The organism is Rhizobium grahamii CCGE 502 (genome assembly GCF_000298315.2).
GTDB classification, from domain to species: Bacteria; Pseudomonadota; Alphaproteobacteria; order Rhizobiales; family Rhizobiaceae; genus Rhizobium; species Rhizobium grahamii.
This window is the reverse complement of the sequence record NZ_AEYE02000025.1, coordinates 99,528-124,502: the sequence shown is the minus strand read 5'-3', so window position 1 is coordinate 124,502 and position 24,975 is coordinate 99,528. Positions and strand designations below refer to the sequence as shown.

Below are 24,975 nucleotides of genomic sequence, written 5' to 3'. Positions count from 1 at the left end.
CCACACATCAAGGAGAAGTGAATATGGACATGTTGAAGGGCAAGGGCGCCGTCGTGACCGGCGCCGCATCCGGCATCGGCAAAGCCATCGCGACGGCATTTGTCGAAGCGGGCGCGAGCGTGGTGCTTTGCGATCTCAATGCGAAGGCGCTCGATGAGGCGACCCGTGCGCTCGGCGAGCGCTCCATTGGCCGGGTCGTCGACGTTTCGGACGAGGATCAGGTCGAAGGCGCACTGCGGGCGGCCCACGACACGTTCGGGTCCCTGGACGTCGTTGTCAATTGCGCCGGCTTTGGCGCGATCACTCCGCTTACCGAACTCTCCGCCGAAAAGTGGAGGGCAGTTCATGCCGTGACGCTCGGCGGGGTCTTCTTCGGCGTCAAGCATGGGGCCCGGATCATGATCGAACAGGGACGGCCGGGTGTCATCATCAACATCTCCTCGGTGAACGCACGCCAGCCCGGCGAAGGTCAGGCGGCCTACTGCGCCGCGAAGGCCGGGGTGGACATGATCACCCGGTGCGGCGCGCTGGAACTCGGTGGCCGAGGCATTCGCGTCGTTGGCATCGCGCCAGGTCTCGTGGAAACGCCACTGACTAGGAAGGAACTCGAGGATCCCGCCATGCGCGACCTGTTCCTGAGCGTCATTCCGATGAACCGCGTCGTGGCAGCGGAAGAAATCGCCGCGGCTGCCGTGTTTCTCGCGTCCGACAGCGCACGATCGATCAATGGCGATACGATCGCGATCGACGGGGGCTCGCTGACTCGGGGGTATCCGGCGCTGCTGACCGGCGTAAAAAGTCACGCGGCATGATGATCGATCGCGGGCGCTATACAAGCGGGCGCATCGCTCTCTCCAACCTGTCGACCTCGATCGACGGGTTGGAGCGGGACCGCGTCGCGGGCGCAACCTTCGGGAATTTGCAGGTGTTGTCGAAGCTGCTGTTTCTTCGCGGCGATCTGCTTGGCCGTATCGCAGATCACGACCGTGCGGAATCAGTCGCCGACGAGGCGGTCGGCCTTGCGCCACGATCGCCCGCGGCGATCTATCTTCGAGCGCGGATAGCGGAACGGTTCCACCGCTTTTCCGAGGCCAAGGCACTCCTCGACCAGGCGCTCGCCAGCGGGCACGCGAAGTTGGAGATCGATGCCGGTCGGGCGGCGCTGTTCCAGGCTGTGGGACGGTACGACGAGGCGCTTGTGCTGCGGGAAAGGATCGCCGAGCACGATCCTCGGATTGATACCCTTGGAAGCCTCGCGACGTTGCTGGAGGAAATGGATCAATGGGGCGCCGCCGAAAGGTACTACGCGGCCGCGCTCGACGTCGACGATGGCGTTTCACCTCTTCCATGCGGGCAACTTCTCTTTCAAAGAGGAGTTCTGGCGTTGCGCCGCGGCGAACTCGATCGAGCGGACGCGTTCTTCGCAGAGCTCGAAGCCGTGGTGCCGGCGCACGTACCCGGACGGGGGCACAGGGCCGAAGTCGCTCTCGCCCGCGGGCAGTTGGACGTCGCCGAAGCACTCGTCGAGCCGCTGCTCGAGATCTCCGACGATCCTGAGTATCGGGCGGTCTACGCAGAGATCCTCGCCGCTCGCGGCCGCCGTACCGCCACGCAAATCGACCTTGTTGCGGAATCCTACGAGCGCCTGCTCGCACGGTGGCCTGAAGCGTACGCCGACCACGCTGCGACGTTCTTCATCGGAATCGGCAACCGGCCGAAACGAGGTCTCGAGTTGGCCCTGATCAATTTCAAACTTCGCGATACGCCCAGATCGCGACGGTTGCATGCTAGGGCGCGGCGCGCCGCCGAGCAGGCCGAATGCTTCGTGGGGCCACGACAATGAACGCTGAAAGACAGTCTACGAGGAACTGCAGATCGCGGTGGAGGATCGTAGTCGTCGGCGCGGGTTTCGCAGGCCTCGCCGTCGTCCGCGCACTGCGCGACAGCAACGCCGACATCACACTTGTCGACCGCAACAATCACCACCTGTTTCAACCGTTCCTCTTCCAGGTCGCCACCTCGATCCTCGAACCCGCGGAAATCGCCACGCCGATCCGATCGCTTCTGCGAGAGATGCCGAACGTCCGGGTGGAAATGCGGGAGGCGAAGCGCATCGACCTGTCCCGCCGGGCTGTCGTCATGAACGAAGGCGACGATATAGCCTATGACATCTTGGTGGTCGCGACGGGCGCGAAGACAAGCTATTTTGGCCACGAGGAGGAGTGGGCGCCGCACGCGCTTGGACTGAAGTCGCTCGGCGACGCCGTCGCCGCACGCAATCGACTTCTAAAGGCGTTCGAGCGCGCCGAATTGGAGCCTGATCCTGAAAAGCAGGCGCGCGACATGACGGTGGTCATCGTAGGCGGTGGGCCGACAGGCGTGGCGATCACAGGTACGATCAGCGAGTTTACTCGAAGGACGCTCGCATCGGACTTTCGAAATATCGACCTCGGCAAGGCGCGCGTCGTTCTGATCCACTCGGGATCAAGATTGCTGCCGGCATTCAGCGAGCAACACTCGGCCTATGCGGCCCGCGCGCTGGAAGACCAAGGGGTCGAGGTGAAGCTGGGCGTTCCCGTAACTCACTTGGACGCAGCGGGTGTTGTCGTCGGCGACGAGCATATCGCGGCCGCGACGGTGTTGTGGTGTACAGGGGTCCAGGGAGTGGCGCTAGCCCGCACGCTCGGGGCGCATGTCAAACCCGACGGAAAGGTTGCGGTCCTGAATGATCTCTCCGTGCCGGGGCATCCCGAGTGCTTTGTAATCGGCGATGCGGCCCATGTTATCGGCCCCGACGGTCGCCCGATGCCGGGACTGGCGTCGGTTGCGCAGGATCAGGGACGATACGTCGGCAGGCTCATCGCCGCCCGGCTTGCAAAAACCGCCCATTCCAAGCCTTACGAATGCTTCACGCCGAGCAAGCTGGCGACCATCTCCCGCCACGTCGGCGTTGCGGAGTTTCGCGGCCGCTCGATCATCGGCTTTCCAGCGTGGTTGTTGTGGGGACTGCTGCATCTTCGAACTCTGTCTGGCGGCGGTCATGCAAGGCTGTCGATCCTGGGGAACTGGGTGCGCCTTCTAACCACCTACCGCCGCAGCGGACGGCTGATCGTAGAGCCGTCCGAGCTGGGAGCCGATCGGGGAGGGCACGGGCCCGCAATCAACGAAATCGCCGAAGACACTGCCATCTGGAGAAGATAGATGTCGAATCCGTCCACATCGTCCGACAAACTGCAGCCACACGACCCTGACCAAGGTGCCAGGCCTTCGGGCACCCACCAGATCGTCGTCGTCGGCGGCGGAATCGCCGGACTTGAAATTGCCTCGAAATTGCCGGGAAGCACACGCAACGCCTCCATCGCCGTGACGCTGGTCGACAGGGAGCCTGCCTATGTGTGGAAGCCGATGCTGCATACGATCGCCGCCGGTACCACCGACGTCTCGCAGCAGGAAACCTCCTACATCTCCCAAGCCCGCAACCGACATTTCGTGTTCGAGACGGGAGAGCTCAAGGGCATCGACCGGAAAGAGCGGAAGCTTCATCTGAAGCCCTTGGAAATCGAGGGTCGCTCCATCTTGCCGGAGCGCGCGATTTCCTATGATACGCTGATCCTAGCGACGGGCAGCGAGGCGAACGACTTCGGAACGCCAGGCGTGCGCGATCACTGCCTCACGATCGACAGCCGTTCCCAGGCGATGAAATTCAATCGCGAGGTGATGGCTCACATGCTCGAAGCGCTGGCCGCCAAGAGCAGCTTGCACATCGCGGTGGTCGGAGGCGGCGCCACAGGAGTCGAACTCGCCGCAGAGCTTGTCCAGCTTGCAGATACCTCTGCCTACTACGGCGCAGCAGGACTGCGCGACCAGGTCAAGGTGACGCTGATCGAGAGCGGGCCGAACCTGTTGGGTGCGTTTCCCAATCGGGTGGCGATCGCCGCCCGCGAGCGTATCGAGAAACTCGGCGTCACCGTCCTGACAGGCGCGCGCGTCGTCGCTGCAGAAGCCGGTTGCCTTCGACTGGCGGACGGAACACAGATCGACGCCGGGCTGAAGGTATGGGCGGCCGGTGTGAAGGCTTCGGACGCCTGCGCCTCTTTCGACGGGCTCGAAGTGACGCGCAACAACCAAATCGTGGTGCGACCTACGCTGCAGACGACGCGGGATCCCGGGATCTTTGCCGTCGGGGACTGTTCCAGTCTTTCCGTGGGAGATCCCGGCAGGCCGCTACCGCCGGCGGCACAAGTCGCGCATCAGCAGGCTTCGCATTTGATCCGCCATCTTCCTGGCTGGCTGGAAGGGAAAGACATGCCATCGTTCTCCTACAGGGACTTCGGTTCGATCGTATCGCTAGGCGGCTACGGCGCCTATGGCTCGCTTGGACAATTTGGACTGTTCACGGGCGGCTTCCTACGTGGGCGCGTGGCACAACTTGGTCACGTTCTCCTCTACCGCAGCCATCAGTCGCGGTTGCACGGATTCTGGCGTGGCGGGCTGATATGGCTCGCGGACATGATCAACTCGCATGTCCGAGCGCGCATTCGATTGCCCGACCGATGATGGGCGCCGTGGCCGGATCCGTGCCACGTTGGCCGCGCTCCCTGACCGCTATGCGAATTGGACCGCCCGAAAGGCTACGACATGACCCCCTTCTTTCTGACGACCCTTCTGGCCTCCGGGCTCTTTGCAGGCTTTGTTCACGTGGTCTGCGGGCCCGATCACCTTGCAGCCATTGCGCCGTATGCCGTCGACGCCAAAGCTGGTGCATGGCGCACAGGGATTCGATGGGGGGTAGGGCACAGCGCCGGGGTCATGGGCGTTGGGCTGCTCGCGCTTGTGTTGCGGGGCGCTCTGTCCATTGACGTCGTCTCCGCCTGGAGCGAGCGTTTCGTGGGCGTCATGCTCTGCGGTATCGGCATCTGGGGACTACGCACAGCATTTGCCGACCAGGCCGAAACCCATTCCGACGGGTATCATCCGCATGGTCACAAGCATCCGGCCTTCGCTGTCGGCACGGTGCACGGACTGGCTGGCAGTTCTCACTTGCTAGGCATTGTGCCGGCGCTGGCATTGCCCACGACTACCGAAGCGGCGGCATATCTCCTCGTCTTCGGTCTTGGCACGATCACAGCGATGGCGACTTTTTCAACCTTCATCGGCTGGTTCGCAAGTCGTCCCAGCGCCCGAAGTGCCAGAGTGCAATGCGGCCTCATGTCGACGTTCTCGATGTTCGCGATCATCGTCGGAGGCGTGTGGTTTTGCCAGGGCATTTGAGCATCCCATTCCTTGGGCGCCGAAAGCTCAAGCGCGAAGAAAACAGCTACTGGCGGGAACCCTCATCCGGCCTGCCTGCCAACGAATCTTTAATCACAGAGGAAATGAACATGAGAGTTTGCAATGGCTCGGACCGAATCCTATTGAAAAGCCTACACTGTTCAGTCGCGGCGGACCCAACTGTCGTTGGCAAAAGCGGGCGAGGTCTGAATGCGATACTTCGAAATGCCGTCCAAGCCGTCGCGATCGTCGTGAGCGTAGGATTCGCTGCGCTGCCGACAGCCCGCGCAGATGAGCCGGTCAAGCCGGCGATCAGCGAGGAGGCCAAGACCGCCGTTTCGCAAATGGGAAAGACGCTACTCGCAAGGGACCTTTCGATCACCGCGAAAACGATCAGGGTTTATTTGGATCAGTCCGGACAGCCGCTTCACATTTTTCATACAATGAAAATCTCCGTGCGCCGGCCCGACCGGATCGCCGTCGAATTTATCGGCGATGACGGAAAGCACAATCTGTTCTACGACGGAAAGACCGCCTCGCTCTTTTATCCCGACAGCAAAAAATACGGGACGACCCCCGCGTCGGGCGACATACCGTCCGCGCTTGACTTGGTTGCAGATAAGCTCGACTTCGATTTTCCGCTGGGTGCACTTTTTGCAGCTTCTCCGGACAAAATCCTATTAGGCGATGCCATGGCCGCCTGGCAGGTCGGGACGGCCGAGGTCGACGGCATCGAGTGCAGGCATCTGTTCTTCTCTCAGAAGTCCGGTATCGATCTGGAATTGTGGGTCGAGAAGAACACCGCGGCGACGCCACATCGCCTGATCGTCACCTATCCGTTGCTGCAGGGCCAACCCCGGTTCATCGCAGAATTCACGAGCTGGAAGACCCAGCCCCCTTTGTCCGACGCCGAATTCACCTTTGACCCTCCCGCCGGGGCGAAAAAGATCGATTCGACACCCGACGTCGCGTCGGAAAAGGAAGGCGGCAAGTGATGAACCGTCTGAAGTGCACCAGCCTTGCTTTTATCGCTTTAACTGCCATTACGTCGGACGTTGCCTTCGGTCAGTTTGCGCCACCGCCCGGCGGTCCGCCCAGTCTGCCAATGGGCGGGCCACCGCGTTTCCCGTCGGGAGGGCCGGGCGGGGCGCCGCGTCCGCAGGTGGGCCGAACACCGCGTCCGCCGATGGCGAGTCACGGTCGGCCACCGATGAGCGCGCAGAGCCGTCCTCCAGTGAAGCCAAGAACTCGTATGCCAGATGTCGGCGGCGCAAAGGGGCGATTGGCGGAAGGGCCCGGCCGCGGAGGAAGCAACGCGTCCGGAAATATCCGCAACACGGTGAACTCGGGCGGCAACGTCGTTGGGAACCGCGCCTTCATGAACTCCGGGGGCAATATCGTCGCGAAGGACTCAGGCAACCTCACCGTCAACAACTCAGGCGATCTCAAGGTTTCGGGCAACGGCAACGGATACTTTGGCCGTGGATACTATGGTGGTGGAGACCGCGGTGTCGGCGACTATGGTGACGGGGAGTATGGCGGCGGAGACTACGGGCGCGGATACTATCGCCGCGGAGCCTACGTTCTGGGCGGGTACGCGGCTGGGCTCGTCACCGGTGCGGCAGCCGCGTCGAGCACCGGCGGAACGACCTACTCTTCCTATGGAGATCACTCGGGATCCGCCACGGGTTCCTCCGGCGCGGCGTATTCTAATTCGTCTCACGGCAGCGCAGGCTCCGCGAGCGCGGCGTCGTCGGGTTCGTCCAGGGGCTCTTCGAGTTCGTCTCACACCAGGTCTTCGGGTCCTTCTGGCGAAGTATCTGCGACCTCTTCCGATCAAGTCCGCTCGGCTCCGTCCGATGGCGGCAGGGGCGGTGGTCCGAACCAGGGCGGCGGCAACGGCCGCTCCTCCTCTTTGAATCCTCTGATCGTGGGTCTGTTTGAGAGCCTGCCGCCGGGGGGCACGGCTTGGACCTCGGAGGATGCCGTCGGTTGGCTTCAGGCTGCGGCCGCCAATTTACGGATCATCTATGGGATTCAGGGAAATATCTCGGTCACGGGCGACGTCCCACCATCGGATTACAATCGCGTGCCTCGCGGGAACTAGAACCAACCTTGGCACGGTGAAGGTTACAGGCCGGACGGTCGCACGACTCGTCCGGCCGTTGCCCCGCATGGGAAACTGGATTCCCTGGCGGCAACGACGGTGTCGATATGCTAGCTCACCGCCGAGGAGGTCTATAACTTGGTCGATCCGCTAGACGGCAACCAAGCGAGTCTCTGGGCTTTGCCGGATCGTTTTAGAAGCAACACGCCTGTCGCGTAGATGCGGCGGCGAAGCAAGGAGGGAACATCGTCCTGATGTTCCAATCGAACCCTCGAGTCCTTGGCGACGCCGAACACCGGCGAAATTATCCGTCGTCTCCGCAAAGGAAACTTTGCGACGCCTTCCATCTCGTTCGGTGTCGATATGCTGCGACCTCAATTTTCTCGGCCGAGTATATTGAGGGCGTCTTGCAATCTAAGGGCGGCCAGCGCTTTCGTGGCCTCGTCGGCGGGCCATCCGGCCTCCATAGCCGCCGACAGCAGGGTGGCCTCGGTGTGAAGCTCCAGTCTCTCATAGAGGGGCTCAAGCGCCTCTCGGGCGGTGACAACATGCTCGTCTGGAGGCGTGATAGGAGTCGGAGGTACCGTCGGCATTCTGCGTCCCTTCCTAACGGTTTTGCAACCTGATTGGCCATGGTTCCAACGTCTGGTGAATGGCTGCCGACGCCGGTGCGAACATGATCAATTTGGGGAGCCAGCACTCATAAGCAAAAGGTAAAACAAAGTTTGCAAGTCCGCCATGATACTTGTGTATGCGCAAATTATACGGATGCAGCACGCAGGCGGCTGCCACGGAGTTATGCGGAATTAGATCCCATGGGGGTGCGCCGGGAGACCGGCAAGGAGTAGATGGTGAAAGTCCATTACGATGAAGGTGTAGCGAACCACGTCGGCCCCGAGCCGTGCGCAGGCATCCTCATATAAGCAACTGCCGAAGGCGTCTCATCGTAAAGTAGCGGATTGCGGTCTGATTTCTGGCAGCGGGCCTCGATGAAGGACTCCTACACCGCCGTATAAGCCGTCTCCTCCTCTTCGCTACCCGATCCTTCCTAAAGATCAATAGCAGGTCGCGCCACGTCCTGTTACGGTCAGGATACTTTCTCCCGCGCGGCAACGTCATCTAGCTCACGAAGGCGCTCATCAGGCCGATGCCTGCATCAAGAACAGACTTGAGGCGGTTCACCAGCGATGCGTGGCCGGCGAGCCGATAGGCCGGACCGTTCGCCTCTTCGTTGCTCCTCGTTCTTCCAAAGGATTGAGTCCATGACACACGAACTCCACCGCATCCAGATCGAGCTGGTCCCATTGACGCTGTTTCCCAGCGCATATGGGGAAGCTGGCCCTTGCGCTCCGGGTTCTCCGCTCCACACGCCGCCAGCTATTTCATCTTGGCCGACTGCGGACCTGGAAGCTCATTTGATGACGTTCTCCGTCATGCCACGCGAAACGATCAAGTCTCCCTGGGGACAAGCTTTTCAAGCCTGGAGATCTGCCTTCACCTTATACGTTGCTGGAACCCAGTTCGGTCTCTTGTGCCACTCCGTCGAGCTTCTCCGTCTTTTACACGACTTCGGGGATCTCCGCCCACCAGTGATTTCCGTGACCATGCATTGAGTCCGAAGCCGCGTCCTGGGTACGGAATTTAGGACCCTCGATCTTGGCGCCCAGCACTTCTAGCTGATGCAGACAGGTCGACGCTCTCCAACGCCTCGTCCAGTTTTCGCAAGCGCGATTGCGCACCGGCCCGATGGGGCATCGTGAAGGTGGATCAGTTCGGGGCACGCTGTTGTCCGCGATGAAAGAGAGGACCTTCCAAAGGCTGTTACGCTTCGCAGAGTCCTGCCTGGCTCGAGAGCCTCAACCAGTTGTTGGTCATACGCAGTCTTTCAACATTGCGGTTTGGACAGCAGACTTTGCGCCATGGGTTTCGTCTGGTTCGAGAGGCAGGGTGAACAGAAATATTGCCCCGCCTGATCCACTGGCGGTGGCCCACATCCGCCCCCCGTGCGCCTCGATGATCGAGCGGCAGATCGCCAGGCCCATGCCCATGCCGCTGGATTTGGTCGTGAAGAAAGCCTCGAAAAGACGATCCACTGTTTGCGGGTCAAGACCTGGACCCTTGTCGCGCACCCCGACGACAACGGTTCCTGAGGCTTCTGCCTCGGTGCTGATCAAAAGTTCGCGCTCTTCCTCATCGATGTCGCTCATCGCCTCGATTGCGTTCATGATCAGGTTCAGGATCACCTGTTGTAGCTGGACCCGATCTCCTTCCACCAAGGGCAGGCCCGTCGCGAATTCTGTCTGCAGCGTGACGCCTTGTCGTAGCACCTCACTGCCGGTCAGGGCGATCACGTGACGAATGGCTTCATTGAGGTCGAAGCGCTCCTTGCGGGGCGGCTCCTTCTTGATCAAGGCACGGATCCGGCCGATGACGTCGCTGGCCCGATTGGCGTTCTCGACGATCCGGTCCAGGGCCTGCGTCACCTCCTCCAGATCGGGCGGATGGGTGCCTAGCCAGCGCAACGCCGCCTGGGCGTTGGTGAGCGATGCGGCGAGCGGCTGGTTGATTTCATGGGCGATGGAGGCTGTGAGCTGGCCCATTGTGGCGACGCGATTTGCATGGGCCAGTTGCCCCTGCGCCTGGCGCAAGGCTTCCTCGCTCTTCCGTAATCCCTCTTCGGCCTGTCGCCGCTCCGTCAGATCGAGGACGAAAGAGACACCGTCTTTGCTGCTTTCTTCTAGCAGCGCACCTCCGATCAGCACGGGCAGACGGGTGCCATCTTTCCGAAAGTATTCCTTCTCGAACGGTTGGACCGCCCCCACCATCTTCAGCTCCGCGACGGTCCGTGCGTCGCGGTCGCGCCATTCGTCTGGCGTCAGGTCCGTCCAGGATAGCCGACCCGAGGCAAGGTCCTCTCGATCGTATCCCACCATGCTGAGGAACGCGTCATTGGCTTCAAGAATACGACCTTCGATATCCCAGATGACGATACCGATGATGTTGGCGTTGACGAGACGACTGATCTTGGCTTCGCGTTCGGCGAGATCGCGGTACAACCGGGTATTCTCCAGTGAGATTGCTGCCTGCGAGGCGAGCAGCTTCAACACCGCGATCCGGGCTGGCGCGAAGACACGAGGGGCGAGGGTGTTCTCAAGGTAGAGTACCCCTGTCAGTTGGCCCTGATTGAGCAACGGCGCACAGACAATTGAACGAGCATGGTGCTGACAAACATATGGGTCCGCGGCGAATTGATTCTGAACCGCTGCGTCGTCGAGGACCACGGTTTCGTTCGTGCGCGTCACGTAGCGAAGGAGTGATTGTGGCAGCGTAGACTCCGTGACGATCTCGTCGAGCATCTGCACAGCGACCGTTTCACCGCAAGTCGTGGCCTCCGCCGCGATCCGCGACTCGCCGCCACGCGGCAGGATCAGCAGGCCGCGCTCGGCGCCCGCGTGCTCAACGGCGGTGCGCAAAACTATGTCGATCAGCTTTTGAAGGACAATCTCGCCCGACACGGCCTGCGAGATTTTGATTACGGTCGCTAGATCGAGTTGCTCGACCGGCGCGCCCATGGTGCTCGTTGGAGCGGGCGGGCGTTCTTCCCCTCTGAGGTCAGGATAGAGCTGGTCGAGTTGCCTCACCTTGCCATCGGCGCCCCAGCGTAGATAGCAGGCTCGCGCGTTGCGGAGATAGAGACGAGCGAACTCGTCGAAGCCCCCTTGCGCATAAAACCGGGCGGCGAGTTCATATGCGAGGGCTTCATGATGAAGGAAACCGTTGGCGCGCGCTGATCGGATCGCTTGCTCGTATAGGCGCACCGCGTCGATTTCTCGGCCTTCAAGACGAGCTATCTCGGCGCCGACAAGTGCGGCGCGGTTCTCGAAATTCTCAGGGCAATTCTCCGCATAGATCTCAAGCTGTCGGTGGTGGAAAACCAGGGTCTCCTTATGCCGCGCCCGCTGGTCCGCCCCCTCATAGCCGCAGCACGCGGCGCGGGCGAGGGCGCCGTAGAAATGATGCTCCGGGGTTTCTTCGAAATGTCCCACCGATGTCCATGGCAGCCGCTGGGCCCTCAACGAGGCATCAACGGCCGCCTCATAGTCGCCCGCGAAGTATCGGGCCTGGAGTTTTCTGACGAAGTAGCAGGTTTCCGCAAGATTCGGATTTTCGAGAAACCGGCGTTCGATCTCAAGTTCGGCAAATCCGTCGTCGTCGAAGGACCCGAATTTCCGGGTCAACCCGCGCAATGTCCGGACGAGCCAGAGCTGCGCGTTGGCGAGATCTACGACGAACTGGAATCGCGCTTTCTGCGCAAATGCGAGCCCGGTCTCCGCCTGGCGTTGCACTTCCAAAAGCGGATCTCCCGCCGCCAGCATGTTCGAATTCAAACTGACATAGCTGTATCCGGCAAAGGTGAGGTCGCCGCTCTGGTTGGCAATTTCAAGCGCTCGCCGCAAGATGTCCCGACCGGTCCGGACATGTCTCGTCCACGGCAGGACGTGAGCCCCGAAGTCTTTATAAGTCCTTGCCTGAAAACGCTTCAGGTCGTGTGTCTCCACAATCTGGCAGCCTAGCTGACCGAAGCGGAACCCGGCCTCGTAGTCCCCGAACCGCGGCCCGGCAATATAGCCGAGCGATACATAGTGGTAGCACGAGCCGTCGGTGTTGCCTCGCTCCAGGCTCAGATTCACGGCCAGGCATATTGCCATGCATGCCAAGTTCGCATCCGTATGCCATACCGCCCCGACGAGCCGAGTGAGAATATCCAATGCCGTGGAAGACGCCGGGTCGCTCATCAGTGGCAGTTCGATGAGCGTGTCGATCTCGCGGCTCCCAAGCTGCGACCAGATCCGGTCGTATTCTCGCTGCACCTCCGCGTCGTCCGGATGCGGCGACCAGTCGACGCCGAGATACTGCCTCAGGTAATCGAGACCGACGTCTGCCGAGCGGCTGGTCTGCCCGAGCGCAGCATAAAGATCGATGCGCAGGAAGGCGACAGCAGCCTGGTCGTCAGAGCAACCAGCACGACTGGAAAGCTGGGCTAGCCGGCGCTCCGCATCCGGCAGCGCGCCAAGGAGGAACTCGCACTCGGCCCGGTTCAGCTCAAGCGCGAACGCCAGTTGGTGCTGCCGCTCCCAGCGGTCCCCCGAAAGCATCATGGTGCCAGCAACGAAATAGTTCAGAGCGGAGACGTATGCCGTCGAGGCCTTGGCGCGCTTGCCTGCCAGCAGATTGAACTCTGCCAGTTGCTCGCGCTCCTCAGCCGAGGTGATTAGTGCGGCTCCGCGATTGAGCTGGCTGACAATCTCGAAGACATGATCGTCAATCCCCTCCGGCGTAGTATTCGCCGCAAGCAACCTCCCTATGCGAAGGTGCAACTCGCCGCGTCGGTCCTCCTGAATTAGCGAATAGGCGGCTTCTTGAACGCGATCGTGGACGAAGCGGTACGCGCCTGGCAGACGCTCGAGCAGTTCGTGATCGACGGCCCGCCATAAGGCTCCGGCGACCTGCTCCTCCGGGATCCCGAGCACGAGTGAAAGCACCCTGGTATCTGCGATGTTTCCAAGACAGGCGAACTGCTGCAATGCCTCCCGAGTATCGGGCGGCTGGCGCGCAAGCTTGCCGACCATGAGGTGCACGACGTTGTCGGTGTATCCCTTGGCGTGAATGCGCTCGAGATCCCAGGACCAGCATGCCGCGTCATGGTCGAACACGAGCATTCCCTCGTCGGCGAGCGAAAACAGGAACTGACGGACGAAGAACGAATTGCCGCCGGTCTTGTCGTGCATCATTCGCGCGAGCGGGGCTGCTCGATCGGGTTGACATTGGAGCGCATCCGCAACCAACTGCTGGAGACAGTCCTGCGTGAGCGGCGCAAGCGTGATCTCCGAAACCTTGCCGCCCGCGGTCTTGATCAGGTCAAGCGTCCGCATCAGCGGACGGGCGGCGGTGACTTCATTGTCGCGATAGGCGCCGATCAGCATGAGCTGCTTCAGATCCGACCGGGTCAGCAGATCTTCAAGCAGATTGAGCGTCGCAGCGTCGAGCCATTGGAGATCGTCGAGGAACAGCGCCAGCGGATGTTCGGGTCGGGCAAAGACACTGATGAACAGCCGCAATACCAGTTGGAACCGTCGTTGCGCTTCCAGTGGTGGAAGTTCTGGGACCGGCGGCTGGTCGCCGATGACGAGCTTCAATTCGGGGACGAGATCGACCATCAGCTTTGCGTTCGGTCCGAGCGTCGCGCTCAGCGCCGCGCGCCACGGTGCCAAGTCGGCCTCGCTCTTCGCCAGGAGTCCCTTGAGCAGGCCCTGAAAGGCCTGCGCCAGGGTCGCATAGGGAATGTCTTGTTTGTATTGGTCGAATTTGCCGGACGCGAATAGCCCGCGCGGCGGCAACAGTACCTTGTGGAGTTCGTTCGCCACCGCCGACTTTCCAATTCCGGGATAGCCTGAGACCAAAACCAACTCCGGGGCCCCGCCCGACACCACGCGGTCGAAGGCTGCGAGCAAGGCCTCGACCTCGTGCTCCCGCCCGTACAGCTTTTCCGGGATCAGCAGCCGGTCTGCGATATCGCGCTCGCCGAGCGGGAACGCCTCAATCCGCGATTTCATTTCCCATTGACGGAGGCAGCGGCTCAGATCGTGCTCGACGCCGCCCGCCGTCTGGTATCGTTCCTCGGCCGTCTTGGCCAGCAGCTTCATGACGATGGCCGAGACGGTCGGCGAAACATCCGCCACCCGCTGGTTGGGCGGCATCGGCTGTCGTGCAATGTGGCAATGCACCCATTCCAACGGGTCGGAAGCGGCAAAGGGCAGGCTCCCGGTCAACATTTCGTAAAGTGTCACGCCGAACGCATAAAGGTCGCTGCGGGAGTCGATCGAGCGGTTCATGCGCCCGGTCTGCTCAGGGGCCATGTAGGCAAGCGTTCCCGCCACCACTTCGGGCGGCTCGAGCGCCTGCCGCTCGCGGGAGAGACGTGAGGCGATGCCGAAGCCGGTCAGCCGCACCTCGGCGCTCGTGTTCTTCACCAGGATGTTGGCGGGTTTGATGTCCTTGTGGACCAGGCCGCGCTGGTGGACGCTGCCGAGCGCAGCGGCGATGCCGATCGCAAGGCGCAAGAAAAGTCCCGTTTCCATTGCCGTTCCGAGCCGACGGGCGAGCGGCTCGCTGCCCGGATCTTCAAGCACCAGCATGGTCCGGCTTCCGTCGCGCACCAACTCAAGCGGTCGCACCGCCCACGCGCTATCGAGCTCATCCTTCAATCCGTATTCATGGTCGAGGCGACCGAGGCTTGAAGGTGTCGGGTACTCGAGGGCCGAAAGCACGACCAGCACCGGGTTCCACTTGCCGTCGGCACCTCGGCGCCGTTGCCGGTGGAACACGCGATCACCGTCTTCCCAAAGAACCTCCAAACCGCCATCTCCACCAACACCGAAAGAGAATGTGCCTACCTGCCGAATACGTCATCACCGCCACTTCGTTCCCCAGATCCGCCAATCAAGTTGGCCAAAGCGAGCGCATATTACAGGCCGTGACGATCCCTTCCTTCTTACCACATATGGCCGGTTCCTCACAGCAACCGAGCGGCCATCACCCGCCCGTTCGATGTATCTCCACCTCTGCTGACGACGACCGCCCAGCAGCGGCTGGGCGGTCGAGGGGTCTCGGACCCGCAGAGCTTCGGTGGGAGGGGTGCGAAGCTCGTTGGTAGCAAGGAGGAATTCGCTACCTGCCTGTCTCGAGGCAACGAGTACAGGGTAGCGGCGGAAGCGGCGGCGGGAAATTATACAGTGGTTTCTTCTAGCCACACTTTCGAATACCGGGAGCGACACCCGCGTCTCGTTGATGGATCGACATACAAACGTCTCGAGGACGACAAGGAGCAAACCGCTTCTGAGAGACGGTCTCTGGGCTATTGGCTATGGCACAGGATCGGTTCGCAATGAGAAGGGATGAGCCAAGACCTTATGAGCCGGTTTGCGCCTTTCCGGGCGCGAGCATCAGCTTGTCGGCCATACGCGCGAGTTCGGGCAAGGATCTGGTGCCCATCTTCTGCATGACTTGGCTGCGGTGAACCTTCACGGTGATCTCGCTCACACCTAGAGCACTGGCAATCTGCTTGTTGAGCCGTCCTGTCACCACCAAAGCCATCACCTCACGCTCCCGTGGGGTCAGGCTAGCGAAACGAGCCCGCACCGTCGCCATCGCCTTTTCGTTTTCAAGCCATTCGCGGTCGCGCGACAAGCCGATGTGAACGGCGTCGAGCAAGTCCTGGTCTCGGAACGGTTTTGTCAGAAACTCGACGGCGCCCCCTTTCATCGCCTTGACAGACATCGGAATGTCGCCGTGGCCGGTGATGAAGACAATCGGCAACTGAATATTTTCCCGCGACAGCTCGAGCTGGAAATCAAGACCGCTTTGTCCTGGAAGCCGGACATCGAGCACGAGACAGGTCGGTCCATCGGGTCGCCCGGACTTGAGGAAGTCTCCCACCGAGGCGAGGAGATTGACGGCAAAGCCGACGGAACGCAGCAGACTGCCAAGCGCTTCCCGAACTTCGGGGTCATCATCGATGACAATGATGGTCGCTTGCGCCTCGGTCAACGTCAGAACCCCTAATGTAAATCGACGGTGGGATAGTACACTATCTACCGCTACAGTGGCAGCCCGCGTCCGTGGGCCATGCCAGCCGGCGAACGGCGCGTTTAGACCCCGTTCGTCTCAGCAAGTTTAGATAGTGTATACGATCGTATAACTTGCGATGCCTTTGTCGTCGGCCGATAATAAGTGGACCCAGCAATCGCGCCAATCACGCCGATTTGGCGCGACGCCAATCGACGAAGTCGGGAGGCCACAGTGCCAACCAAGAAACCTCTGATTGCGATCGTCGACGACGACGAGCCGATGCGGGTGGCCATCAAGGGGCTCATGAGGTCGATGGGTTTTGACGCCGAGACTTTTTCGTCCGCGGATGATTTCTTAAAATCCCCTCACATCAGCCGTACGGGATGCCTCGTAACGGACATCAACATGCCCGGAATGAGCGGGCTTGATCTGCACCGTAGGCTGGTGGCGTCGGGCGAGAGCATTCCAACTGTTTTCATCACCGCTTTTCCAGAAAAGAACGTGCGCCCGTCTGCGCTAGGCGGGGACATTGTCGGCTTCCTTACAAAACCGTTTGGCGAACATGTTTTGCTTGATTGCATCCTTTCTGCGCTGGGTCTCGGCGGCCAAGGCCAAAGCGGATCATAGGGTGCTACGACCTCCGAGGGCCTCGCGGAGTTTTTGAGCGGCGATCCGCTCACGGTGCGCCTCGATTGTTCACCACAGATGGGCATGTCTCACGCCGTAACGGTCTCGTACAAGCGCATCGCGTTTTCGGACGCGGAGGTCTTGGACGCCCCTCTTGCATCGTGGCGTCCTGTAATCAGACGCTTCGTCGCCTTCGTGGCCTTCGTGGCCTTCGTCACAGCCGCAATATCGCCTCAACCGACCTCTCACGTCCCAACGGCTTCAACGCAGCCTGCTCTTTGGGGCGTAGTCCGGCGCAGCCAAGGGACCGAGGCGAAAGGCGAACCAAACACGAGCCGCGAGGAGCTGCGTTCGGTAGACTTCGACAATCTGGTACTAAACCAAAGGAGGAGATGAGGTTACCTAGAATTCAGAAACGCTTCCCTCAGTCCAATAGACTGAGATAACGCTGGGAACTACCCTTGAAGGTGCGAAGTGTAGAGGGATACCGCACCCAAAAGGAAGCACAGTATGACTGACACTCTGGAGCACGATGATCCTGCCATAGAGGAAATGTTCGCAGACGCAGTAGCTTGTTTCCTGCTGGACAGGTTCGAAGTCGAGGAACGGTTGAAGGCAGCCGTCCAGAAGATCGCCCTGGAACTGGTCGCTGAAGAGATGGCCGCGCTGAGGGAGAAGGCCGCGAAGATCAAGTTGTCGGATGTCCAGGTCGCTGATGTGCTGACCGCGGCGTAGACTAAAATTTTGGACGAAATTCCTCTATCCGAATTTTGATTGGATACGTATCCGGTTCGCCGAAAGCGGTTCAAGCGCCCTTGCTTCCAACCATGCGCCATGCCGCGCGATATTAATCTCTGCTTCCGGCGCACTGGCGTCGGGCCAAGCAAGATGACTGACGGGGATTGCCTCCCGAACGGCGCGTAGCTCCATGCCGGTGTAAGGCGGGGTCATTGGGAAAACACAGACCAAGATCGTTTTCGGCCTCCAGTTCTCGTGGCGGTTCATAGAGCGGTTGCACCGATCAATCTTCGCGTTTCGTCCTTGTCCGACGACGATGACCCCCGAGCAGTGCTTTCGCGCCAGCGAGATCGCCGGGTCGACGATGGCGGCCAGCGCACCAGCCCGACAACGCTTCGCCCATGCATTGCTTCACCAGTGCAACTAACGATCTCGAGCGCGGGACCCCACATCGCATCGTAATCGGACGCGGTTCCCCAACGCCGCATCTCGCTGGGTGGACATATTTTCATCTGTCAATGTTGACATTGCCCACAACACTCACTAAGTGGGCGGTGACAACATCGGGCAACGACCCGCAGATCATAGTTCGTGAGCCGTCGTACAAGACGCCGGCTTCAGGTGATCGGAAACCCTATCGGAGCAACAAAGATGCAGTCCTCTCGATTGCTGGGAATTGGCTTCGCCTGTGCAGTTCTGGCTGCCTGCGACGAGAAAGCCGCTGTGCCCCCCCCGCTGCAGCAGGTCCGCGTGGTTGCGGCGGCGGAGACCCGCTACCAACCGGGAGCCGAGATCACCGGGGAGGTGAGAGCGCGGGTGCAGACCGAGCTCTCGTTCCGCGTCAGCGGCCGGATTGTCGATAGAAAGGTCGACGTCGGGTCACACGTCCACGCTGGAGACGTCCTTGCGCGGCTCAACGACACCGAACAGGAGGCTGATGTCAGTGTCGCCCGCGCAGCGCTGGAGTCCGCGCAGGCCGTCGTTGCGCAGAAAACGCTCGCATTCGACCGGGCGAAGTCGCTCCTGCAGTCGCAGGCGGTGCCGCGGGCGATCTTCGACGACGCCCAGAAGGAACTGCTGAGCGCGCAGGCTTCTCTCGAGGCGGCCGAGGCCGCGCTTGCGACCGCCGAGGACGCTCTGTCCTACACCGAGTTGAGGGCGGCCGCGGACGGGATCATCACCGCGCGCGGTATCGAGACGGGGCAGGTCGTGTCAGCGGCGCAGTCCGCCTTCACGCTCGCCCACGACGGTCCGGAAGATGCGGTGTTCGATGTCTTCGAGGCGTTCTTCCTCGACGGCCGACCGCTGAACGACGTCGAGGTCGCGCCAGTCTCAGATCCCGCGCACGACGTGCACGCCGGCATTCGCGAGGTCTCTCCCGTAATCGACGGGAAGAGCGGCACGATCCGGATCAAGGTCGGCTTGCAGGACGCCGCGCAGTGGCCGCTCGGGACGCCGGTGGTGGGCAAGCTGCGGGCCTCGCAGCGGGACGGAATCGTATTGCCCTATACCGCAATCGCCTCTGCCGGAGGCGAACCAGCCGTGTGGCTCGTCAACCCCCAGCACCATTCGGTCTCGCTCCGCAAGATATCGGTCGGCCGGTACCGCCAGAACGATTTCGTCGTCACCAGCGGCGTGGCGGCCCAAGACCTGATCGTCACCGAAGGCGGCAAATTCCTCAAGGAAGGCCAGGCAGTCGCCTGGGAAGGCAAGTGAGATGACACTCGTCCGCATATGCAGCGCTCTTTCAATTCTTCTCTCAATTCCTCTGCTCGTCGGCTGCGATCAAAACTACGCCGCAGAAGAGCAGGCGGGACCTCGTCCCGTCAAAGCGGTGATAGCCACAGCCGAGCGGGACCAAGCGGCAGGCTTGCCTGGCGTCGTCCGAGCCCGCATCGAGACCGATCTGGCGTTCCGGACTCTTGGGCGAATGGTATCGCGCAAGGTCGAGGTTGGCGACCTCGTGCGCAAGGGCGACGTGCTCGCGGAGATCGATCCTCTCAGTCTGCAGCTCGCGGTTAAGAGCGCGGAGGCCGATCTTCGCAACGCCCAGGCTCAGTTGGAGAACGCCGCGACGACCGAAACGCGCAAGCGAAGGCTCGTCCAGAACAATGCAGCCAGCATTGCCGAACACGATCTTGCCGAACAGCAGCTCAAGTCGGCTACCGCCAATGCTGCCAGAGCAACGGCGAGCCTTGGCAAGGCGCATGAGCAGCTTGGCTACTCCGAGCTCAGGGCCGAATTCGATGGCGTCGTCACCGCTACGTTCGTAGAAATGGGCCAGACCGTCTCGCCGGGGCAGCCTGTCCTGAAGCTGGCACGCCTCGAGCAGCGTGACGTGGTCGTCGACGTTCCGGAGGCGCTACTTTCATCTGGGCGCGTGGGCGACCACGTCGATGTCGCGCTCCAACTCAACCCCAAGCAGGAGACAGTGGGCAAGGTGCGCGAGATCGCGCCCCAGGCTGATCCCAGTACCCGCACTTATAGGGTCAAGCTCGCTATAGATCAGGCACCTGAGATTTTCCGTCTCGGTTCGGTGGTTTCTGTCAAGCCCCTGGCTGGAAAGAAGGCATCAGTCACTCTGCCGATCTCCGCCATAGTCGACAAGGATGGCGCCGACCAAGTCTGGATCGTGGACCGGTCGACAGGCGCGGTCAACCTCCGAGCCGTCCAACTCGCCAAGCGGGCTGGTGGCCGCGTCGTCCAGGTGCTTTCCGGCCTTCGGGAAGGGGAAGAGATCGTCGTCGCCGGGATCGATGAACTTGTCGACGGACAGAAAGTGAAACTCGCACAGGAGCCAAGCCCGTGAAAAAAATCAACCTTTCGGACTGGGCGCTCGAGCATCGCTCCCTCGTCTGGTACTTTATGATCATGTTCGCGGTGGCGGGGGCCTTTGCCTATCTCGGGCTCGGCCGCGAGGAGGATCCATCCTTCACGATCAAGACGATGGTGATCCAGGCACAGTGGCCCGGCGCTTCAGCCGCTGAGGTGACCCAGCAGGTCACTGACCGCATCGAAAAGAAGCTACAGGAACTCGACAACCTCGAACATACGCGAAGCATCACCACCGCCGGCCAGACGATCGTCTTCGTCGATCTACTGCCGGATACCAACGCGCGGAACGTGAAGCCGACCTGGTCGCGCGTCCGCAACCTGGTCGACGACATCAGGCACGAGTTTCCACAGGGCGTTGTCGGACCCTTCTTCGACGACCAGTTCGGCGACGTCTACGGGAATATCTTTGCCTTTACGGGCGACAGCGGGCTTACGCAGAGGGAACTGCGCGACTACGCCGAGAACGCCCGGACGCAGATCCTCAAGATACCCGACGTCGGCAAGGTCGACATCGTCGGGGCGCAGGACGAGGTGATCTATCTGGAATTCTCCACCCGCAAGATCGCCGCTCTCGGTATCGACCGCGCCGCGATTATCACCACGCTGCAGGCGCAAAACGCCGTAACCCAGTCCGGCTTTGTCGAAACCGGCCCCGAGCGCGTCGCCTTGCGGGTCGGCGGGCGGTTCATCTCGGAAGAGACCTTGCGCGGGATCAATCTTCGGGTAAACGACCGTTTCTTCCCGCTGACCGACGTCGCCACCATCACACGCGGCTATGTCGATCCGCCGACGTCGCTCTTTCGCTTCAACGGCAAGCCGGCCATCGGCCTCGCGATCGGCATGAAGACGGGCGGCAACCTGCTGGCCTTCGGGGGAACCCTTGAAAAGACGATGGGCAACATCATCCAGGATCTTCCTGTCGGCGTCTCCGTCGAGAAGGTCTCCGATCAGCCGAAGGTGGTTGAGGAGGCGGTCGGCGGCTTCACCAAGGCCCTGTTCGAAGCCGTCGCGATCGTGTTGGCGATCAGCTTCATCAGCCTCGGGATGAGAGCGGGCATGGTGGTGGCGGTCGCAATCCCGCTCGTGCTCGCCATAACATTCCTGGTGATGCTCTACACGGGCATCTCGCTGCAGCGCATCTCGCTCGGAGCGCTGATCATCGCGCTGGGTCTTCTCGTCGACGATGCCATGATCGCCGTCGAGATGATGGTCGCGCGACTGGAGGCGGGCGACAGCCTCAGAAGCGCTGCGACTTACGTCTATACTTCGACGGCCTTTCCGATGCTGACTGGGACGCTGGTCACCGTGGCGGGCTTCATTCCCGTCGCTTTCAACAAGAGCAGCGCTGGCGAGTTCACCTTCACGCTTTTCGTCGTTATCGCAGTTTCTTTGGTCGTTTCATGGGTGGTCGCGGTCTTGTTCACGCCTCTGATCGGTGTGACCATCCTACCGAAGACCATGAAGAAGCACGCCGAGCATAAGGGCCGCTTTGCCAAGGCGTTTTCGAGCCTGCTGCAGTTCTGCCTGCGCTGGCGCTGGATCACCATCGTCGCAACCGTTCTGCTCTTCGCTGGTTCGGTCGTCGGTCTGTCGATGGTGCAGCAGCAGTTCTTCCCAAGCTCCGACCGTCCGGAACTGATAGTCGACTGGAGCCTGCCGCAGAACAGTTCGATCGCTGAGACGAGCCGCCAGATGGCCCAGTTCGAACATGAGGTGCTAGCCGGTAACCCTGATGTTGAACATTGGTCGACATACGTGGGAAGGGGTGCGCCGCGGTTCCTTCTTTCGTTCGACGTGCAGCCGGCAGACGTTTCCATCGGCCAGACGATCATTGTCACAAAGGGGCTAAACGTTAGGGACAAGCTGAAGCACCAGATGGAAACTTATCTTCAGAAGACCTTTCCGGGAACGGATGCCTACGTGAAGCTGCTCGACATCGGACCTCCGGTCGGCAAGCCGATCCAGTATCGCGTATCCGGCGAGAACCTGCAGACGGTGCGCGACCTGGCGCAGAAGCTGGGCACCATCGTCGGCACCCATCCCTCGCTTAGGAACCTTGCTTTCAATTGGAACGAGCCCGCCCGCGTCGTGAAGATCGACGTTTTGCAAGACAAGGCCCGACAGCTTGGGGTCTCGTCCCAGGATATCGCGACGGCGCTCAACACCGTGGTCCAGGGAAGCGCGCTGACGCAGGTCCGCGACGACATCTACCTCGTAGACGTCATCGGCCGTGCCGCGGAAAAGGAGAGGGGCTCGATCGATACCCTGCTTGACCTGCAACTGCAGAGCAGCAGCGGCCAGGCCGTGCCGCTATCCTCGGTGGCGACATTCCACTACGAACTCGAACAGCCGACGATCTGGCGGCGCGACAGAATTCCGACCATCACCATCAAGGCCGGGATCGGCGACGCGACGCAGCCGGCAACGGTCGTGAAGGCGCTCTCCGCAAAGGTCGCGGCCTTCGAACAGACGCTGCCGGCCGGGTACTCTGTACAAGTCGGCGGCGCGGTCGAGGAAAGCGCCAAGTCACAGGGACCGATCGCCAAGGTGGCGCCCGCCATGTTCGTCATCATGGCGACGCTGTTGATGATCCAACTCCAGAGCTTCCACCGGCTATTGCTGGTCTTTTCGGTGGCGCCGCTGGCACTCATCGGCGTCGTCGTGGCGCTGCTCACCAGCAACTCGCCGCTAGGATTCGTCGCACTGCTGGGCGTCCTGGCGCTCGTTGGAATCCTCATCCGCAACTCCGTCATCCTCATAGTGCAGATCGAGGAGTTGCGCGCGGAGGGAATGTCGCCATGGAAGGCGGTGGTGGAGGCGACCGAGCATCGCATGCGACCTATCATGCTCACCGCGGCGGCCGCGACGCTCGCCCTGATTCCGATCTCGCACGAGATATTCTGGGGACCGATGGCCTACGCGATGATGGGCGGGATCGTGGTCGGCACGGCGCTGACGCTTCTCTTCCTGCCGGCGCTCTACGTCGCCTGGTTCCGTATCCCCCGCGAAGTGGAGCAGAACTGAAATGACAGGATCGCCCTCGCACCCTGGGCACGTTGCCCAGGGATACCGCCGCACTACGACGATCGCGACCGTTCGTTGCGCATGTAAGGCCGTCCCAGTGCTTGTTGCCCTGTCGCTTGTCGCGTCGGGTTGCGCCAGTCGAGCGCAAGACGTCCTGCGGCCGCTCGCCGCCGCCCCGATCGGCACCACTCGGGTTACCATGCTCGTCGCCACGACGCGCAAGCCTTCGGAGGATCCCGGCAAGCTCTTTTCCGGCGACCGCGGGACTGCGATCTCGCTTAACAGCGTCGACGTCTCCATTCCCCCCGACCGGAATCGCAAGATCGGCGAGGTGCAGTGGCCGTCGCGCATGCCGCCCAACCCGCAAAAGGACTTCGCGGTCACCCGGGTTGCCAAGGTCCAGTCCGAAGGGCAAGCCTTGGACTGGTACCGGGCAAATCGAAACAGGAAGCACCAGGTCATCATCTTCGTGCATGGATTCAACAACACCTATGCCGACGCGGTTTTCCGCTTCGCACAGATCGTCCATGACTCTGGAACTGACGCCGCGCCCATCCTCTTCACCTGGCCGTCCAGAGGGCGCGTCTTCGATTACCTCTACGACAAGGAGAGCGCGAACTACTCGCGCCGCGCCCTCGAGGATCTGATCCTCCAGGCGGTGAAGAGTCCCGACGTCTCCGATGTGACAATCCTCGCTCACTCGATGGGCGGCTGGTTGGCGGCGGAGGCACTCCGCGGCGTCGCAATGCGTGAGAAATCGATCCCGGCGAAGGTGAAGAACGTCGTGCTCGCATCGCCGGACATCGATATCGACGTCTTCCGCCGTCAGTTCACGGAAATGGGACCGACGCGGCCGCACTTTGCTATCCTGACATCGAAACATGACAAGGCGCTGGAAGTCTCGGGCTGGCTTTCGGGCGGCGTCAAACGTCTCGGCGGGTCCGATCTCAGACCCTACGCACCTCTTTTCAACGAACTCGGCGTTTCCGTCATCGACACGAGCGCGATCGCGACGAACGATCCACTCGGGCATAACGCCTTTGCCGACAGCCCGGAGATCGTGCGCCTGCTCGGGCGGCGCCTGGCTGGGCAGAGCCTGGATGGCGGACAGGCAAGCGCGGCAGACCATATCGGCGTGAGCGCCGCAAACTTTGCAGGCTCTGCCGCGCGTCTTGCCATCGCGGCACCAGTCGCTGTCATCAGTCCTGAGGCGCGGGAGATTCTCAAGGAGGAACTCTCCTCCGACGGCGCACCAATCAAGGATGGGCAGATTGCGTACTGAAGTTTAGCCGCCAACGGCAAGGATTTGTTAGTCGGGACGCTCTCGCCTGCTTGGAGCTCAGGGGCCATGGCTTCCGCTCCGCTGAGAGGAAGAAAAAGCCACCTGACTGAGGCTATTCCCGCGGTGCCAACACGACAGGACAGGTGGGGACTATCTGTGCATATCGTTGATTTTTGTCCGCACGCGACCATGTGGCCGGACAGACGGTGCGCGACAGGTTGGCGTCGCCGATGTCATAAATATTTTCGCCAGCAGTAGACTTTCGCGCAGCAATCGCCACCCACGCGACAATATCGTAATCGAACAGATTTTTGGAAAGAGGGACGGCTCGTGACCCATAGCGAACAAGACAAGCCCTTTATCGCAAGTCGCACATCCTTGAACCCACCCCGGCTACAAAAATGTGGCATAATCAACATTATGGAATTCACAGGCGGTTTCGTCCGTGTTGCTTTTTGCGGCC

The 24,975-nt window shown here is 61.3% G+C and carries 16 protein-coding genes; 13 read left to right on the top strand and 3 right to left on the bottom strand.

The annotated features are described in order from the left end of the window. Positions 1-23: 23 nt before the first annotated feature. The 7 genes from RGCCGE502_RS20770 (at position 24) to RGCCGE502_RS38155 (ending at position 7,378) form a co-directional block, all read left to right on the top strand. On the top strand, positions 24-812 hold the full coding sequence (locus RGCCGE502_RS20770) for an SDR family NAD(P)-dependent oxidoreductase (protein ID WP_016556160.1): 789 nt from the start codon (positions 24-26) through the stop codon (positions 810-812). Beyond that, positions 809-1,843, top strand: coding sequence for a tetratricopeptide repeat protein (locus tag RGCCGE502_RS20765; RefSeq protein WP_016556159.1), 1,035 nt, complete (start codon positions 809-811; stop codon positions 1,841-1,843). Before RGCCGE502_RS20770 ends, RGCCGE502_RS20765 begins: the two co-directional genes overlap by 4 nt. After that, positions 1,840-3,201, top strand: a complete 1,362-nt coding sequence (locus RGCCGE502_RS20760) for an NAD(P)/FAD-dependent oxidoreductase (RefSeq protein ID WP_016556158.1) — start codon at positions 1,840-1,842, stop codon at positions 3,199-3,201. The genes RGCCGE502_RS20765 and RGCCGE502_RS20760 overlap by 4 nt, the downstream gene beginning before the upstream one ends. Beyond that, positions 3,202-4,557 carry an NAD(P)/FAD-dependent oxidoreductase gene (locus RGCCGE502_RS20755; protein WP_016556157.1) on the top strand — a complete coding sequence of 452 codons (1,356 nt, stop codon included), beginning with the start codon at positions 3,202-3,204 and terminating at the stop codon, positions 4,555-4,557. A gap of 81 nt (positions 4,558-4,638) precedes the next feature. Next, the gene (locus RGCCGE502_RS20750; protein WP_016556156.1) at positions 4,639-5,271 is read left to right on the top strand and encodes a nickel transporter; all 633 of its coding nucleotides are present in this window, start codon (positions 4,639-4,641) and stop codon (positions 5,269-5,271) included. Continuing rightward, on the top strand, positions 5,199-6,266 hold the full coding sequence (locus RGCCGE502_RS38970) for a DUF2092 domain-containing protein (protein ID WP_341875042.1): 1,068 nt from the start codon (positions 5,199-5,201) through the stop codon (positions 6,264-6,266). Before RGCCGE502_RS20750 ends, RGCCGE502_RS38970 begins: the two co-directional genes overlap by 73 nt. Positions 6,267-6,523: 257 nt before the next feature. Beyond that, a complete protein-coding gene (locus RGCCGE502_RS38155; RefSeq protein ID WP_016556154.1) occupies positions 6,524-7,378 on the top strand; it encodes a hypothetical protein in 855 nt (284 codons plus the stop codon). Positions 7,379-7,752: 374 nt separating this feature from the next. On the opposite strand, the gene RGCCGE502_RS20735 is transcribed toward RGCCGE502_RS38155, so the two are convergent. The 3 genes from RGCCGE502_RS20735 to RGCCGE502_RS20725 all read right to left on the bottom strand — a co-directional run bounded on the left by RGCCGE502_RS20735 (position 7,753) and on the right by RGCCGE502_RS20725 (position 15,985). Further along, positions 7,753-7,971 carry a hypothetical protein gene (locus RGCCGE502_RS20735; protein WP_016556153.1) on the bottom strand — a complete coding sequence of 73 codons (219 nt, stop codon included), beginning with the start codon at positions 7,969-7,971 and terminating at the stop codon, positions 7,753-7,755. Positions 7,972-9,249: 1,278 nt separating this feature from the next. Beyond that, entirely contained in the window at positions 9,250-14,793 is a 5,544-nt protein-coding gene (locus tag RGCCGE502_RS20730; protein WP_016556152.1) for a trifunctional serine/threonine-protein kinase/ATP-binding protein/sensor histidine kinase, read from the bottom strand. A 553-nt stretch (positions 14,794-15,346) separates the two neighbouring features. Further along, the gene (locus RGCCGE502_RS20725; protein ID WP_016556151.1) at positions 15,347-15,985 is read right to left on the bottom strand and encodes a response regulator transcription factor; all 639 of its coding nucleotides are present in this window, start codon (positions 15,983-15,985) and stop codon (positions 15,347-15,349) included. Between the two features lie 252 nt (positions 15,986-16,237). Here RGCCGE502_RS20725 and RGCCGE502_RS20720 point away from each other — a divergent pair, with 252 nt between their 5' ends. From RGCCGE502_RS20720 to RGCCGE502_RS20690, 6 genes are all read left to right on the top strand, one after another. Further along, positions 16,238-16,633 carry a response regulator transcription factor gene (locus RGCCGE502_RS20720; protein ID WP_016556150.1) on the top strand — a complete coding sequence of 132 codons (396 nt, stop codon included), beginning with the start codon at positions 16,238-16,240 and terminating at the stop codon, positions 16,631-16,633. A gap of 510 nt (positions 16,634-17,143) precedes the next feature. Continuing rightward, a complete protein-coding gene (locus tag RGCCGE502_RS20710; protein WP_016556149.1) occupies positions 17,144-17,368 on the top strand; it encodes a hypothetical protein in 225 nt (74 codons plus the stop codon). A gap of 654 nt (positions 17,369-18,022) precedes the next feature. Beyond that, the gene (locus tag RGCCGE502_RS20705; RefSeq protein ID WP_016556148.1) at positions 18,023-19,087 is read left to right on the top strand and encodes an efflux RND transporter periplasmic adaptor subunit; all 1,065 of its coding nucleotides are present in this window, start codon (positions 18,023-18,025) and stop codon (positions 19,085-19,087) included. A gap of 1 nt (position 19,088) precedes the next feature. Continuing rightward, entirely contained in the window at positions 19,089-20,180 is a 1,092-nt protein-coding gene (locus RGCCGE502_RS20700) for an efflux RND transporter periplasmic adaptor subunit (protein ID WP_016556147.1), read from the top strand. Further along, complete coding sequence (locus RGCCGE502_RS20695) at positions 20,177-23,230, top strand: efflux RND transporter permease subunit (protein ID WP_016556146.1); 3,054 nt, start codon at positions 20,177-20,179, stop codon at positions 23,228-23,230. The genes RGCCGE502_RS20700 and RGCCGE502_RS20695 overlap by 4 nt, the downstream gene beginning before the upstream one ends. Before the next feature lies 1 nt (position 23,231). Then, the gene (locus tag RGCCGE502_RS20690; RefSeq protein WP_016556145.1) at positions 23,232-24,512 is read left to right on the top strand and encodes an alpha/beta hydrolase; all 1,281 of its coding nucleotides are present in this window, start codon (positions 23,232-23,234) and stop codon (positions 24,510-24,512) included. The last annotated feature ends 463 nt before the right edge of the window (positions 24,513-24,975 follow it).